Genomic DNA, 14561 nt, shown 5'->3' with positions numbered 1-14561 from the left:
GCACGCACACCTGCACCTGTTCCTGACGAGGTCCGCGCGCCCACCCCCCGCGGTGGGTCCACCCCCTCGTCAGGAGCCCCCGTGCCCGCTCTGCCCTCCCCCGTCACCTCCCCCGTCACCTCCCGCGCCCCCTCCCTGTGCCTGGTCGGCGCGGGTCCGCGCGCCCTGGGCGTGCTCGACCGCCTCGGCGCGCACGCCGGTGCGCGCGGCCGCCGCCTCGACGTGCACGTCGTCGACCCGTACCCGCCGGGGTCCGGGCGGATCTGGCGCGCCGAGCAGCACCCGCTGCTGTGGATGAACTCCCGCGCCGCCGACGTCACGGTGCTGCCGGACGAGTCGTGCACGCTGTCCGGCCCGCTGCGCACCGGGCCGACGCTGTTCGCCTGGCTGGACGCCCACCGCGCCGAGCTCGCGGAGCGCTTCGCGCAGCAGGGGCAGGACGAGCTGCACCGGGAGGTGCTCGGCGTCGGCGAGGGCACCTTCGTCTCGCGCGCGCTCGGCAGCCACTACCTGCGCTGGGCCTGGGAGCGGGTGCGCGAGGCGCTGCCGGCGACGGTGGCGCTGCACGAGCACACCGCCCGCGCCGTCGACCTGCGCGAGGGCGCCGGCGGCCGCCAGCTCGTGCGGCTCGACGACGGCGGCACGCTGGAGGTGGACGCGGTGCTGCTCGCGCAGGGGCACCCCGACGTGCTCCCCGGCCCCCGCGAGCAGGCGCTGCGGCGGTTCGCCGACCGCCACGGCCTGGGCTACGTGGCGCCCGGGTACACCGGCGACCTGGGGCTGGAGGACGACCTCGACCTGCTGCCGCCCGGCGAGGACGTCCTGGTCTCCGGCATGGGCCTGGCGTTCGTCGACCTCGTGGTGCTCGTCGCCGAGGGGCGCGGCGGGCGCTTCCGCACCGGTCCGGGCGGGACGCTGCGCTACGAGCCGAGCGGCCGCGAGCCCAGGCTGCACGTGGGCAGCCGCCGCGGCGTGCCGTACCGCTCGAAGATCACCTACGAGCTCGCGAGCCGCCCGCCGCTGCCGCGCTTCTTCACCGCCGAGGCGGCCGCCCGGCGCGGGCGGGAGCTGGACCTGCGCGCCGACGTGTGGCCGCTGATCGCCAAGGAGCTCGCGGGGGCGCACTACCACGAGCTGTTCACCCGGCACCCGCAGCGGACCCGCCTGCCGGCCGCGGAGTTCGACCGGCGCTTCGCCGCCGCCGCGTGGGGCAGCGCCGAGCTGGACGCCCTGGTGGAGGCCGCGGTGCCCGACCCGGCGGACCGCCTGGACCTGCCGGCGCTGGACCGGCCGCTGGCCGGCCGGGGGGCGGGTGACGGCGAGTCCGTGCACGAGCGCGTGCGCGCCCACGTCGCCGCGGACGTCGAGCGCCGCGCCGACCCCCGCCACAGCCCCGACGCCGCGGTGTTCGCGGCGCTGCTGTCCTGCTACGCCACCGTCGCCGAGCTGACGCGCCGCGGGCTGCTGGAGGCCCGCTCGGCGGCGGTCGACGTCGACGGCTGGTGGCACGGCTTCTTCAGCTACGTCGCCTCCGGCCCGCCGCCGCAGCGGCTGCGGCAGCTGCTGGCCCTGGCCGACGCGGGGGTCGTGCGCTTCCTCGGCGGCGAGCTGGAGGTCCGCGCCGACGAGGAGCGCGGGTGCTGGAGCGCGCGCTCGGCCGAGCGCCCGCACGAGGTGAGCGCCCGCGTGCTGGTCGACGCGCGGCTGCCGCAGCCGAGCGTGCGCGACAGCGCCGACCCGCTGCTGTCGGCGCTGGCCGCCCGCGGCGAGGTCGGCGAGCAGAGCTTCGCGACCGGCGACGGGCACGAGCTGGCCAACGGCCGCCTCGTCGTGGACCCCGCTCAGCGGGTCGTCGACCGGTGGGGGCGGGCGCACCCGCGGCGCTTCGCGGTCGGCCCGTGGGTGGCCGGCGGCGGCTGGGCGGCGGCCTTCGCCCGGCCGCGGCTGGACGCGGGGTTCTTCCGGCTCAACGACCGGATCGCGGTGGACCTGCTGGCGCTCGTGGACGCGGTCGCGGACGGGGCCGCGCCGGCCGCCGTCAGCGTCGTCGCCCCGCGAGGTGCCAGAAGCGTGCCGTCGGGCGGAACTCCGGGCGGCCGCTGAGCTCGACCTCCAGCTCCTCCAGGTCGGCCGCGAGCCGCTCGTCGACGCGCTCGGCGTCCTCCAGCAGCGTCGTGACGGCCAGGACGCCGGCGCGCTCGGCCACCTCGCAGCCCGCGGCCGCCAGCGCCTCCTCGGCGAAGGCGGCCTCCAGCCGCAGCGTCGAGCGGCCGGTCGCCGGGTCGAGGGCGCGCTCGGCCTCCAGCGCCACCCACGCGGCGGCCGGCCCCTCCCGCAGCGCCGCCGCCACGACGTCGGCGGCCGGGTTCGGCGCCAGCAGGGACAGCAGTCCCCCCGGGCGCACCGAGGAGGTCAGCGTGGCGACGTCGGCGCGCACCTGCTCGTGCGAGGTGCGGTGCTGCAGCACGTCGTGGCACAGCACGACGTCGAAGGAGCCCGAGCCGCCCTCGCGGTGGCGGGTCAGCGCCGCCAGGGCCGTGAGGTCCTCCAGGTCGGCGGCGACGGTGTGCAGCCGCTCGCCGACGCCCGCCGCCGCGGCCGCCGCGCGGGCCAGGGCCAGCTGCTCGGGCGAGCGGTCCAGCACCGTCACCGCGTGCCCCGCCAGCGCCAGCTGCAGCGCGTCGCGGCCGTCGCCGCCGCCGGCGTCCAGCACCCGCAGCGGGCCGGGTCCCAGGACGGTGCACCAGCGGCGCAGGACGCGCCCGACGACCCGGTAGCGCAACCGCCCCCACGGGGAGGCCTGCCAGGTGGCCCAGGCGGCGGACTCCCCGCGCTCGCGCCCGGCCTGCGCGCCGAGCGGCTCCGCGCTCACCGGATCACCCGGACAGGCGGGCGGCGGCCAGGCGCGCGCCCTCGCCGAGCGCGGCGAGCTTGGCCACCGCGATCTGCGGGTGGATGCGGCCGCCGAGGCCGCAGTCGGTGGAGGCGATGACGTTCTCGGCCCCGACCACCGACGCGAAGCGCTCGATGCGGTCGGCCACCAGCTCCGGGTGCTCCACGACGTTCGTGGCGTGGCTGACGATCCCGGGCACGATCTTCTTGCCGGCGGGCAGCTGGACGTCCTTCCACACCTTCCACTCGTGCTCGTGGCGGACGTTGGCGGCCTCGAAGGAGTAGCTGCCGGCCTCGATCTGCAGCATGAGGTCGACGATGTGCTTGAACTCGACGTCGGTGGTGTGCGGGCCGTGCCAGCTGCCCCAGCACAGGTGGAAGCGCACCTGCTCCGGCGGGAGGCCGCGCAGGGCGTGGTTGAGCGCCTCGACGCGGATCCTCGTGAAGGCGCGGTAGTCCTCCACGCTCGGCTCGGGGTTGATCTGGTCCCAGTTCTCCGCGATGGACGGGTCGTCCACCTGCACCGTCAGCCCCGCGTCGACGATGGCCCGGTACTCCTCTCGCATGACCTCCGCCCACGCCCAGATGTGCTCCTCCTCGGTGGCGTAGTACCGGTTGGAGATGCGCGCCCCGCTGCCCGGGGACAGGGAGGTGATGAACCCCTGCTCCAGCGGGATCCCGGCCGCCCGCAGACCGGCCGTGAGGTTGGCGATGTCGGAGGCGATCGCCTCCTGGCCGGTGTAGGACAGCGGCCCGGTGGTGGCGGGGAACGCGGTGGCGTTCTTGCCGGTGGAGATCCCCGAGGTCGGGTCGGTGTAGGCGTCCTTGAAGATCGTCCAGTCGCGGCGGTCGGGGAAGCTCGTCAGCCGCACCTTCCCCGGCTCGGAGCGCACGACGGGCTGGGTGAACAGGTCCTCGCCGGTGATCTCCAGCCCGGAGACGCGCTGGAAGGAGTACGACCACCAGGCGCCGTAGTCCACGGCGCTGGACATCGCCTTGCCGTACTCGCCGTCGCCGACGATCGTGACGCCGAGCTCGGCCTGCCGCCGCACGAGGTCGACGACGGCGTCGGTGAGCAGGCGCTCGAACTCGGGCGTGCGCTCCAGGGTGAACCCGTCCTCGGCGGTGCGCCGGGCCTCGTTGGCGGCGATCAGCTCCGGGGTGCGGGGCAGGCTGCCGGCGTGGCTGACGGGGATCCGGCGGGCGGTGGACCGGGCGGTGGACAACGTGGTGCTCCGTTCGGGTGGGTCGGGTTCAGCGGCGCAGGGCGCGGTCGAGGTCGTCGAGCAGGTCGTCGGGGTCCTCCAGGCCCACCGACAACCGCAGCACGCCGTCGCCCAGGCCGATGGCGGCGCGGCCGTCGGCGCCGAGCCGGCGGTGCGTCGTCGTCGCGGGGTGGGTGGCCAGCGACTTGGCGTCGCCGAGGTTGTTGGAGATGTCGATCGTGCGCAGCGCGTCGAGGACCTCGAACGCGCGTTCCTTCCCGCGCCCGTCCGGCGCGTCGAGCTCGAAGGTGACCGTCGTCCCGCCGAGCTCCATCTGCCGCTTCGCGAGGTCGAACTGCGGGTGGCTGGGCAGCAGCGGGTAGCGCACCCGGCGCACGCCGGGGGCGGCCTCCAGGTGCTCGGCGATGCGCAGCGCGCTCGCGGCCGAGTGCCGCACCCGCAGCCCCAGCGTCTCCAGGCCCTTGGCCAGCGTCCAGGCGTTGAAGGGGCTGAGCGTGGGGCCGGTGTGCCGGGTGAGCTCGCGGAAGCGGCCGTCGACGAACTCGCTGCTGCCGAGCACCGCGCCACCCATGACGCGGCCCTGGCCGTCGACGTGCTTGGTCGCCGAGTACACGACGACGTCGGCGCCCAGCAGCAGGGGCCGCTGCCCGACGGGGCTGGCGAAGGCGTTGTCGACCACGACGACGGCACCGGCGGCGTGCGCCAGCTGCGCGACGGCCTCGATGTCGACGAGGGTCTGCATGGGGTTGGCGGGGGTCTCGAAGAACACCGCCTGCGCGGGCGTGGCCAGGGCGCGTTCCCACTGGGCGAGGTCCTCGCCGTCGACGAACTCGGTGACCACCCCCCAGCGCGGCAGGATCTCGTCGAGGACCACGAAGCAGGAGCCGAAGAGGCTGCGGGCGGCCACGACCCGGTCCCCGGCGCCCAGCAGCGCGGCGAGGGCGTAGAAGACGGCCGACATCCCGCTGGCCAGGCCGTAGCAGGCCTGCGCCCCCTCCAGCGCGCGCAGCCGCTCGGTGAACACCGAGACGGTGGGGTTGCCGTAGCGGGAGTACACGTAGCGGTCGGCGTCGCCGCTGAAGGCGGCCTCGGCGTCGGCGGCCGAGGCGTACACGTACCCGGAGGTCAGGTACAGCGCCTCGGCGGTCTCCTCGAACCCCGAGCGCGCGAGCCCGGCCCGCACGGCGAGGGTGTCCGGGCGCCAGCCCGGTGCGCCCGCCCCGCCGCTCCCGCCGCCGCTCCCGCCGCCGCTCCCGCCGCCGCTCCCGCCCGCCGGGCTCACGACTGCCGCCACGGCAGGCCCTCGGCGCGCCAGCCGGCGCCGCCGCGGTGCCCGTCGGCGTCCAGCGGGCCCTCGAAGCCGTCGAGGACGTTGTAGCTGGGGACGATGCCCGCGGCCGTGGCCGCCTCGGCCGCACCCACCGAGCGCTGCCCGGAGCGGCACAGGAACACCACCGGGCCACCGCGCTCGGCGGTGACGCCCGCGGCGGCGAGCTCGGCGAGGAACCGGGCACCGGGTGCCTCCTCCTCGACCGGCAGCCAGGAGGCGAACACCGGCTGCCTGCCCGTCGCCGTCGTGTCGGGCACGCCGACGTAGCGCCACTCCGCCTCGGTGCGCACGTCGACGAGGACGGCGTCGGCGTCGTCGCGGACGAGCTCGTAGGCCTCACGCGGGGTGAGGTCACCGGCACGACCCACAGGTCCTCCCATCGGTCCTGGCATGAGCACCCTCCCCGTCGGGGGGTTGCTGCGGCGTCGTCGAGCCAGGTCTCTCGGCCGCTCTGGATGGTCGGGCCAGCCTAGGGCATGGCCGGGACGCCGGGGGCGGGCTCCGCGAGCCCGCCCCCGGCGGGGCGGTGGGGACGCGCCCTCAGGCGGGGGCGGTGACCGGCCGGGCCGCGAGCTCGGCGCGCACGGCGTGCGCCGCCGCGACGAGGTGGCGCAGCGAGGCCGTCGTCTCCTCGTAGCCGCGGGTCTTCAGCCCGCAGTCGGGGTTCACCCACACCTGGCGCGCGGGGACCGCGGCGACGGCGGCGCGCAGCTGCTCGGCGATCTCCTCGGTCGAGGGCACCCGCGGGGAGTGGATGTCCCACACGCCCGGCCCGATGCCGCGCGCGAAGCCGACGCGGGCGATGTCGGCCAGGACCTCCATGCGCGAGCGGGCCGCCTCGATGCTCGTGACGTCGGCGTCCAGGCCGTCGATGGCGTCGATGACCTCGCCGAACTCCGAGTAGCACAGGTGGGTGTGGACCTGGGTGGCGTCGGCCGCCCCCGCGGTCGCCAGCCGGAAGGCGTCCACCGACCAGCGCAGGTAGGCCGGCTGGTCCTCGGCCCGCAGCGGCAGCAGCTCGCGCAGCGCGGGTTCGTCCACCTGCACGATCCCGATGCCGGCGGCCTCCAGGTCGGCGACCTCGTCGCGCAGGGCGAGGGCCACCTGGGAGGCGGTGTCGGCCAGCGGCTGGTCGTCGCGCACGAACGACCAGGCGAGGATCGTCACCGGGCCGGTCAGCATCCCCTTCACCGGCTTCGCGGTGCGGCTGCGGGTGTACGCGCTCCACGGCACCGTGATCGGCTCCGGGCGCACGACGTCGCCGAAGAGGATCGGCGGGCGCACGCAGCGCGAGCCGTAGGACTGCACCCAGCCGTGCGCGGTGACGGCGAAACCCTCCAGGTGCTCGGCGAAGTACTGGACCATGTCGTTGCGCTCGGGCTCGCCGTGCACGAGCACGTCCAGGCCCAGCTCCTCCTGCAGGGCGACGACGCGGTCGATCTCGCTGCGCAGGTAGTCCTCGTAGCGGGTGTCGTCGGACTCCCCGCGCGCCCACGCCGCGCGCGCACGGCGGATGCCGGCGGTCTGCGGGAAGGAGCCGATGGTCGTCGTCGGCAGCAGCGGCAGGCCCAGCGCCTCGTCCTGGGCGTTGCGGCGCACGGCGTAGTCGCTGCGGCGGAAGGCCTGCGGCGTCAGCGCGGCCAGCCGCGAGCGCACCTCGGCACGCACCACCCCGGGGGCGCCGACCCGGTCGGCCCGGGCGGCGGCGGAGGCGGTCAGCACCTCGCCGACGGCGTCGGGGTCGCGCAGCGCGGTTCCCAGCACGACCACCTCGGCGACCTTCTGGTCGGCGAACGCCAGCCAGCCGCGCAGGCGCTCGTCCAGCCCGCTCTCCCGGTCCACGTCGTGCGGGACGTGCAGCAGCGAGGTGGACGTCCCGGCCACGACGTGCGCGGCCGCGCCCTGCAGCGGGCGCAGCACCCGCAGCGCGGCGCTCAGGTCCGCGCGCCAGACGTTGCGGCCGTCGACGACGCCGCCCACGACGGTCTTGCCGGCCAGCAGCGAGGTGTCGCGCGGCGCCGAGCCGCGCACGAGGTCCAGCGCGAGGCCGTCGACCGCCGTGCGCGCCAGCGGTTCCAGCAGCTCGCCCGGATCGCCGTAGGGGGTGGTGACCAGCAGCCGGGGACGGCCGGGCGAGCGCGAGAGCCGCTCGTAGGCGGTGGCGACGAGACCGGCCGGGTCCGCCACCCCGGCGGTGGCCGAACCGCTCACCAGGGCGGGTTCGTCCAGCTGGACCCACTCGGCACCGGCGGCGGCGTACGCGCGCAGCAGGTCCTCGTAGGCGCCGAGCAGGTCGTCCAGGCGCTGCACCGGCGCGAAGCCGTCGGGGCTGCCCGCGGCCGGCTTCGACAGCAGCAGGAACGTCACGGGTCCCACGACCACGGGGCGGGTGAGGAACCCGTCGGCGAGCGCCTCGGAGAACTCCCGCACGCCGCGGTCGTCGGCGAAGCGGAAGGAGGTGGACGGGGAGATCTCCGGGACGAGGTAGTGGTAGTTGGTGTCGAACCACTTCGTCATCTCCAGCGGGGCGTCGGCGCCGCGACCGCGGGCGATCGTGGAGTACCCCACCAGGTCCACGCGGCCGTCGCCGCCGACGACGTCGGCGAAGCGGTCGGGCACCGCGCCGAGGGCGACGGCCGCGTCGAGGACCTGGTCGTAGGCGGAGAACGCCGAGGGGATGGAGGCGTCGTGGGCGGGCAGGCCGAGGGAGTTCAGGCGGCGCACGGTCGCGGCCCGGACACCGGCCAGCGCGGCCTCGGTGGCGGCGAGGTCGGCCCGCCCGGCCCACAGCGCCTCCAGCGCCTTCTTGGCCTCCCGGTCCGCACCGGTGCGGGGGTAGCCCAGCACGGTCGCGCTCCAGGCGGGCGTGCTGCTCGGGCTGCTGGTGGGTCCGGTCATCGGGGGCCTCCTACCGCTGCGACGCGGGGGTTCTCGGTGTTCAGGGGGTGTCCGGGGTTCCCGGGGTTCCCGGGGTTCCCGGGGTTCCCGGGGTTCCCGGGGTTCCCGGGGTTCCCGGGGTTCCCGGTGTCCACGGGGCGCGCGGGGTCGGCGGGGCCCGTGGAGCGGGGCAGGTCCAGGTGGTCGAGCAGGTCGAGGGCCGCGGCGGCGGCGTTGAAGGTGTACAGGTGCAGACCCGGGGCGCCCGCGTCCAGCAGCCCGCGGGCCAGCGCCGCGGTGAACGCCGTCGCGACCCGCCGGCGCTGCGCCGCGTCGCCCGCGTCGAGAGCCGCCAGCAGCGGTCCGGGCACCTGCACCCCGGTGAGCTCGCCGATGCGGCGCAACCGCCGGGGGTCGTCGCTGACGGCCAGCCCCGGCAGCAGCGGCATGCTCACCCCGGCCGCGCGGGCCCGCCGCACGAAGGCGGCGTACTCCTGCGCGCAGAAGGTGACCTGGCAGACCGCGAAATGCGCACCGGCGTCCTGCTTGGCGCGCAGGACCGCCAGGTCGGCCTCGCAGCGGGCACGGGGGAAGGCGGCGACGGCCAGGCTCAGCGCGCCCTCCCCCGGTGGCAGCGAGGCTCCCCGCAGCGCCCGCCGCCGCCGGTCGGCGACCTGCAGGAGTTCGACGAGGTCCCGGGCGGTGGGCACGCCGTCGGGGTGCGGCCGCCAGTCCGGGGCCCCGGCCGGCGGGTCCCCGCGCAGCGCGAGGAAGTCGCGGACCCCGGCGTCCAGGAACTCCTGGGCCAGCTCGACGACCTGGCGGCGCGAGGAACCCACGCACGTCAGGTGCGCCATCGCCGGGACCGCCGTCGTGCTCAGCACGTGCGCCAGCAGTTCCCGGCTGCGCTCACGGGTTCCGCCGGCCGCGCCGAACGTCACCGAGACGAAGTCGGGGCGCGCGGCCAGCAGCTCGTCCAGCGAGCGCTGCAGCGCACCGCGTCCCGCGTCGGTGCGCGGGGGGAACAGCTCCAGGCTGAGGGTGGGCCGCCCCGTCGCACCGGCGACGAGCGCAGCGAGGGTCATCTCCGCGGCACCCGTCCCGCAGGCGGGCAGGCGTCGGCGACAGGTGGTGCGTCCATTCCGAACTCCATCGACCTGGCGGTAGCACCCGCGCCCGGGCTCGGGGGGTTGCTGCGGCGTCGTCGAGCCAGGACTCTCGGCCGCTCTGGATGGTGTCGTTCGACAGTAGACCGGGAGGTCGCCGGGTTTCAAGGGTCCGCGCGAGGGCACCCCCGTCCGGCCCACCCGGGGCGGCGGCCCGCCGCCCACCCGCCCGCGCCGCGCCGGTGCCGCGCAGGCACCGCGCCGGTGTTGCCGCGCAGCACCCGGTCGTGGCACTCTCCGGACAGGTCATGAGCGCCAGCGCGAAGCCCCGGCTCGCTGGCCGGCAACCCTCCTCCGCGGCGGGGTGCCCCGGGTGACGACCTGGTGGGCACCGAGGTGGTGCCCGCAAGCGCGGACCTGGCCGGGCGCCCCCGGTCTCCGGCAGGTCCTCGTCCCTGGAGGCCCCGTGACCCTCGGCACCCTGCCCACCCCCTGCCGTCCCACCGCGCTCGGCCCGCTGCTGCCCGTCGTCGGCGCCGCCACGCGCGTCCCGCTGGCCACCGGTGGCCGGGCCCGGTACGTCAACCTCGACAACGCCGCGAGCGCCCCCGCGCTGGAGGCGGTGGCCGACCGGGTGGCGCGGCTGCTGCCGCACTACGCCAGCGTGCACCGCGGCGCGGGGTACCTCTCGCGGGTCTCCACGGCGCTGTTCGAGGCCGCGCGCGAGCGGGTGGGGGCCTTCGTGGGCGCCCGCCCGGACGACGTGGTGGTCTTCACCCGCAGCACCACCGACGCGCTGGACCTGCTCTCGCGCGCGGTGCCGGACGGCGGGCGGGTGCTGGTGGCGGACGTCGAGCACCACGCGAACCTGCTGCCCTGGCAGCGCTCGGCGCGCACCACGGTCGTGCGCGGCGGCCCGGACGCGCGGGCCACCGCCGACGCGCTGGCGGCGGAGCTGGCCGGCGGCGGCTACGCGCTGCTGGCCGTCACCGGCGCCTCCAACGTCACCGGGGAGGTGCTGCCGCTGCACCGGCTGGCCCGGGCCGCGCACGCCGCGGGCGCCCGCGTGGCGGTGGACGGCGCCCAGCTGCTGCCGCACCGGCGCGTGGAGATCGCCGCGGCGGGGATCGACTGGATCGCGCTGTCGGGGCACAAGCTGTACGCGCCGTTCGGCGCCGGCGCGCTCGTCGGCCGCCGCGACTGGCTGGACGCCGCGGAACCGTACCTGGCCGGCGGGGGCGCCACGCTGGACGTGCGCGCGGACGCGGTGCGCTGGGCCGTGGGCGCGGACCGGCACGAGGCGGGTTCGCCCAACGTCGTCGGGGCGGTCGCGCTGGCCGAGGCCTGCGCCACGCTGTCCGCCCTGCCCGACGGGGCGCTGGAGGCGCACGAGGCCGCACTGCGCGAGCAGCTGGTCGAGGGGCTCGGCGCGCTGGAGGGCGTCGTGGTCGTGCGCCCGCACCCCGCGGACGCGGTCGGCGTCGTGACGTTCACGCTGCCCGGCCACGACGCCTCCGCCGTCGCGGCCTACCTGTCCGCCGAGCACGGCGTCGGCGTGCGCGACGGGCGCTTCTGCGCCCACCGGTTCGCGGACTCGCTGGGGATCCCCACCGGCGGGCTGCGCGCCTCCACCGGGGTCGGCACGAGCTCGCGGGACGTCGAGCGGCTCCTGGGCGCCCTCGAGCAGTTCCTCGCGAGCGGGCCGCGGCTGGAGTACGGCGTCGTCGACGGCGCCTGGGGCCCGCTGGACGACCCGCGGCCCGCCCCCGCGGACTTCCTCGAGCTCGTCCTCGACGACGCTCCCCTCGACGCTCCCCTCGACGCTCCCGACGACGTCCTGCACGCGCCGGCGCGCTGACCCCACCCGCCGGGCCCCACCCGCCGGGCCCCACCCGCCGGGCCCCACCCGCGAGGCCCCACCCGCGAGACCAGGAGGAACCGTGAGCACCACCCCCGACCAGGCCCCGACCGAGGCGCCGCTCGTCGACGCCGCGAGCGCCGGGCGCGCCGTCGACGGCGGCGCACTGCTCGTCGACGTGCGCAGTGAGGCCGGCCGCGCCGCGGCGGGCGGGCTGCCGCAGGCCGTCGTCGTCGCCAAGGACGAGGTCGCGCAGCGGTTCGCCGCGGGCGCTCCCGGCGCGCTGGAGCAGCTGCGCGGCCCGGACCAGCCCGTCGTGGTGATCTGCGGGTCGCCCGCGGGGTCCGGGCCGGTCACCGCCCAGCTGCTGGCCGCCGGCTTCACCGACGTCGTGCACGTGGCGGGCGGTTTCCCGGCGTGGAAGGCGGCCGGCCTGCCCACCACGGAACCCGCCGCCCGGCCGTGACGGCCGGTGCGGCGACCCGCCGCGACCTCTGAGGAGAACCCCTCGAAACCCCAGCGGGCGACCCCGGTGCCGGAGCGCACCGGGGTCGCCCGCCGACCGACCGGAGCCGCCATGCCCACCCCGTTCCACCTCCTCCTCGACGTCGACGGCGGCGGCTGGCACCCCGCCGCCTGGCGCCGCTCGCGCACCGCACCCGAGGCCGTGTTCTCCGGCGCCCGGCTGCGCGAGTCCGCGGTCACCGCCCAAGCGCAGGGTCTGACGGCGCTCACCTTCGAGGACTCCCCGCTGCCCGACGCGCGCAACCCCGTCGGCCACCTCGACGCCGTGCAGCGCGCAGCCTTCCTCACGGGCACCACCGAGGCGATCGGCCTGCTGCCCGTCGCCGCCACGACGTACTCCGAGCCCTTCCACCTCGCCGCGCAGATCGCCTCGCTGGACCACTCCTCCGCCGGCCGCGCCGGGTGGGTCGCCTCCACCTCGCCGCCCGCCGCGGCGCGGGCGGTGGGCCTGCCGGTGCTCGCCGGCGAGGACGCGCGCACCGAGCTCGCGGACGTCGTCCGCACGGTGCGGGCGCTGTGGGACTCCTGGGAGGACGACGCCGTCGTCCGCGACGTGGCCACCGGGCGCTACGTGGACCGCGACCGGCTGCACCCGGTGGACGTCGACACCGGCCGGTGGTCGGTGCGGGGACCGCTGACCGTCCCGCGGCCGCCGCAGGGCCAGCCGGTCGTGGCGGTGCGGGCGCAGGACCTGCCGGCGGCCGGCGCCGCGGGCGTCGCCGACGTCGTGCTCACCGGCGACGCCGAGGCGCACCGCAGCACGGGCGGCCCGCTGGTCGTCGTCGAGGTCGAGTTCGCGCTCGACACCGAGGCCGCCCCGGCCGACGAGCGGCTGCGGGCCCTGGACGCCGACGCGGCCGCCCCCGCCGGCGGGCGGGTGCGCTGGAGCGGCTCGGGCGAGGCCTTCGCCCGGTTCCTGCAGGAGCTGGCCGGCCGCGTCGACGGGGTGCGCCTGCACGCGGCCGTCCTCGACGAGGACCTGCGCCAGCTGGTGCGCACGACGCTGCCCGCGCTGCGCGTCTCGCGCCTGCTGCAGCCGCCGCCCAGCGGCTCGACGCTGCGCTCCACCCTCGGCCTGCCGCGGCCGGTCAACCAGTTCTCCACCCTCTCCGGGAGCCAGGCGTGAGCACCGCACCCACCGACGACCTGCGCCACCCCGACGCCACCGTCCACTTCGGGGTGTTCTTCCAGGGGGTCAACCACGGGACCATCTGGTCGGACCCGCGCAGCGGTTCCCAGCTGCACCACTCCACGTTCGTTCAGCTGGCCCGCACCGCCGAGCGGGGCCTGTTCGACGCGTTCTTCCTCGGGGAGGGGCTGCGGCTGCGCGAGCAGCGCGGGCGCCTGCACGACCTCGACGTCGTCGGCCGCCCCGACGCGCTCACCGAGCTGGCGACCCTGGCGGGCCTGACCGAGCGCATCGGCCTGGTCGCCACCCAGAACACCACCTACAACGACCCCGCGGACCTGGCGCGGCGGCTGGCCTCGCTCGACGTGCTCTCCGGCGGCCGGGCCGCCTGGAACGTCGTGACGACCGACAACGCCTGGACGGGCGAGAACTTCCGCCGCGGCGGGTACCTGGACCACGCCGACCGCTACGAGCGCGCCGAGCGCTTCGTCGCCCTGGCCCGCCGGGTCTGGGACAGCTGGGACGGTGCGGGGTTCTCCCCGGTGCGCGCCGACGACGCCTTCTTCGACGTGGAGATCTCCCCCACGGTGCCGCGCAGCCCGCAGGGGCACCCGGTGGTGTTCCAGGCCGGGGACTCCCCCGCCGGCCGCGACTTCGCGGCGCGCTCGGCGGACGTGGTCTTCTCCCGGCACGGCACCCACCACGCCGACGCCCTCGCCTTCGCCGACGACCTGCGCCGGCGTGTCGTGGCCGCCGGCCGCCCCGAGGACGACGTCCTCGTGCTGCCCGGCACCCAGATCGTGCTCGCCGACACCGAGGCCGAGGCCGAGGAGAAGGCGCGCTGGGTGGTGGAGAACCAGGTGACCCCCGCGACCGCCCTGTCGCTGGTCGGGCAGGTCTGGGGCGAGGACCTCTCCGGCTACGACCCGGACGGGCCGCTGCCCGCGCACGACCCGGTCATCAGCGGCATCGACGGGACCCGCGGCGCCGCCCGGCAGGGGCACGACCCGCGCGAGATCGCCCGGCACTGGCGCGCCGTCGCGGAGGAGAACAAGTTCTCGCTGCGCGAGCTGGTCATCCACAACTCCTCCGAGCGGGGTTTCTCGGGAACCCCGTCGCAGGTGGCCGACGAGCTGACGCGCTGGGTCCGCACGGGCGCCAGCAGCGGGTTCAACGTCTCCCCGTACCTGGTGCCGAGCGGGCTCGACGAGATCGTCGACCAGCTCGTGCCCGCGCTGCAGGAGCGCGGCGCGTACCCCGCCGAGTACGTCGGGACGACGCTGCGCGAGCACCTGGGGCTGCGGCCCCCGCTCACCCGGCGCTGACCCGGCGCCGACCCGGCGCCGACCCGACACCCGGAGCACGCTGCCCCGCAACGGCTCTGGCGCAGCGCGCTCCAGGTGCGGTAGGTTTCCACCATCCATCCAGAGCGGCCGAGAGACCTGGCTCGACGACGCCGCAGCAACCCCCCGGAACTCCGGGTGCGGGTGCTCCCGCCAGGCCGATGGGAGCAGGACATGCGCAGCACCGACACCGGCACGCCCCTCGTCCGGCGCCGTCACGTGGACCTCGGGCGGTTGAGCTCCGCCACCTGTCCGGGTCGCTGACCAGCGTCCGC

The 14561-nt window shown here is 76.9% G+C and carries 12 protein-coding genes and 4 riboswitches; of the genes, 6 read left to right on the top strand and 6 right to left on the bottom strand.

The features are described 5' to 3' along the window. Positions 1-81 precede the first annotated feature (81 nt). Positions 82-2103: an FAD/NAD(P)-binding protein gene (locus tag ACRYM2_RS04775; protein WP_432520269.1), complete on the top strand. Its 2022-nt coding sequence runs from the start codon at positions 82-84 to the stop codon at positions 2101-2103. Here the strand turns inward: ACRYM2_RS04775 and ACRYM2_RS04770 are convergent. From ACRYM2_RS04770 to ACRYM2_RS04745, 6 genes are all read right to left on the bottom strand, one after another. Beyond that, positions 2039-2872, bottom strand: a complete 834-nt coding sequence (locus ACRYM2_RS04770) for a class I SAM-dependent methyltransferase (RefSeq protein ID WP_432520267.1) — start codon at positions 2870-2872, stop codon at positions 2039-2041. The genes ACRYM2_RS04775 and ACRYM2_RS04770 overlap by 65 nt on opposite strands. Positions 2873-2876: 4 nt before the next feature. Continuing rightward, on the bottom strand, positions 2877-4118 hold the full coding sequence (locus ACRYM2_RS04765) for a cobalamin-independent methionine synthase II family protein (protein WP_432520265.1): 1242 nt from the start codon (positions 4116-4118) through the stop codon (positions 2877-2879). 28 nt (positions 4119-4146) lie between these two features. After that, entirely contained in the window at positions 4147-5301 is a 1155-nt protein-coding gene (locus tag ACRYM2_RS04760) for an O-succinylhomoserine sulfhydrylase (RefSeq protein WP_432520346.1), read from the bottom strand. Between the two features lie 95 nt (positions 5302-5396). After that, entirely contained in the window at positions 5397-5816 is a 420-nt protein-coding gene (locus tag ACRYM2_RS04755) for a rhodanese-like domain-containing protein (protein WP_432520263.1), read from the bottom strand. 5 nt (positions 5817-5821) lie between these two features. Continuing rightward, positions 5822-5910, bottom strand: a riboswitch (SAM riboswitch). A gap of 78 nt (positions 5911-5988) precedes the next feature. Beyond that, positions 5989-8346, bottom strand: coding sequence for a 5-methyltetrahydropteroyltriglutamate--homocysteine S-methyltransferase (gene metE, locus ACRYM2_RS04750; RefSeq protein ID WP_432520261.1), 2358 nt, complete (start codon positions 8344-8346; stop codon positions 5989-5991). Next, positions 8343-9410 (bottom strand): methylenetetrahydrofolate reductase, encoded by a 1068-nt coding sequence (locus ACRYM2_RS04745; RefSeq protein WP_432520259.1) that lies wholly within the window; start codon positions 9408-9410, stop codon positions 8343-8345. Before ACRYM2_RS04745 ends, metE begins: the two co-directional genes overlap by 4 nt. A 61-nt stretch (positions 9411-9471) precedes the next feature. Continuing rightward, positions 9472-9563, bottom strand: a riboswitch (SAM riboswitch). Between the two features lie 172 nt (positions 9564-9735). After that, a riboswitch (SAM riboswitch) is annotated at positions 9736-9849 on the top strand. Between the two features lie 48 nt (positions 9850-9897). Here ACRYM2_RS04745 and ACRYM2_RS04740 point away from each other — a divergent pair. The 5 genes from ACRYM2_RS04740 to ACRYM2_RS04720 all read left to right on the top strand — a co-directional run bounded on the left by ACRYM2_RS04740 (position 9898) and on the right by ACRYM2_RS04720 (position 14550). Then, the gene (locus ACRYM2_RS04740) at positions 9898-11289 is read left to right on the top strand and encodes an aminotransferase class V-fold PLP-dependent enzyme (RefSeq protein WP_432520257.1); all 1392 of its coding nucleotides are present in this window, start codon (positions 9898-9900) and stop codon (positions 11287-11289) included. A gap of 82 nt (positions 11290-11371) precedes the next feature. Beyond that, positions 11372-11755, top strand: a complete 384-nt coding sequence (locus ACRYM2_RS04735) for a rhodanese-like domain-containing protein (RefSeq protein ID WP_432520254.1) — start codon at positions 11372-11374, stop codon at positions 11753-11755. 111 nt (positions 11756-11866) lie between these two features. Then, positions 11867-12940, top strand: a complete 1074-nt coding sequence (locus ACRYM2_RS04730) for an LLM class flavin-dependent oxidoreductase (protein ID WP_432520252.1) — start codon at positions 11867-11869, stop codon at positions 12938-12940. Further along, positions 12937-14268, top strand: coding sequence for an NtaA/DmoA family FMN-dependent monooxygenase (locus ACRYM2_RS04725; protein WP_432520250.1), 1332 nt, complete (start codon positions 12937-12939; stop codon positions 14266-14268). The genes ACRYM2_RS04730 and ACRYM2_RS04725 overlap by 4 nt, the downstream gene beginning before the upstream one ends. 92 nt (positions 14269-14360) lie before the next feature. Then, positions 14361-14454: riboswitch (SAM riboswitch) on the top strand. A 6-nt stretch (positions 14455-14460) separates the two neighbouring features. After that, positions 14461-14550 (top strand): putative leader peptide, encoded by a 90-nt coding sequence (locus ACRYM2_RS04720; protein WP_432520248.1) that lies wholly within the window; start codon positions 14461-14463, stop codon positions 14548-14550. The last annotated feature ends 11 nt before the right edge of the window (positions 14551-14561 follow it).

Source organism: Kineococcus aridisoli (assembly GCF_050871885.1).
Taxonomy (GTDB): domain Bacteria; phylum Actinomycetota; class Actinomycetes; order Actinomycetales; family Kineococcaceae; genus Kineococcus.
The sequence above is the reverse complement of the archived record's forward strand: the minus strand, read 5'-3'. Positions and strand labels throughout refer to the sequence as shown.

Excerpts from the sequence above, each read along its gene's own strand:
- metE (WP_432520261.1), bottom strand. The coding sequence starts at position 8,346 with ATGACCGGACCCACCAGCAGCCCGAGCAGCACGCCCGCCTGGAGCGCG.
- ACRYM2_RS04745 (WP_432520259.1), bottom strand. The coding sequence starts at position 9,410 with ATGACCCTCGCTGCGCTCGTCGCCGGTGCGACGGGGCGGCCCACCCTC.
- ACRYM2_RS04730 (WP_432520252.1), top strand. The coding sequence starts at position 11,867 with ATGCCCACCCCGTTCCACCTCCTCCTCGACGTCGACGGCGGCGGCTGG.
- ACRYM2_RS04720 (WP_432520248.1), top strand. The coding sequence starts at position 14,461 with ATGCGCAGCACCGACACCGGCACGCCCCTCGTCCGGCGCCGTCACGTG.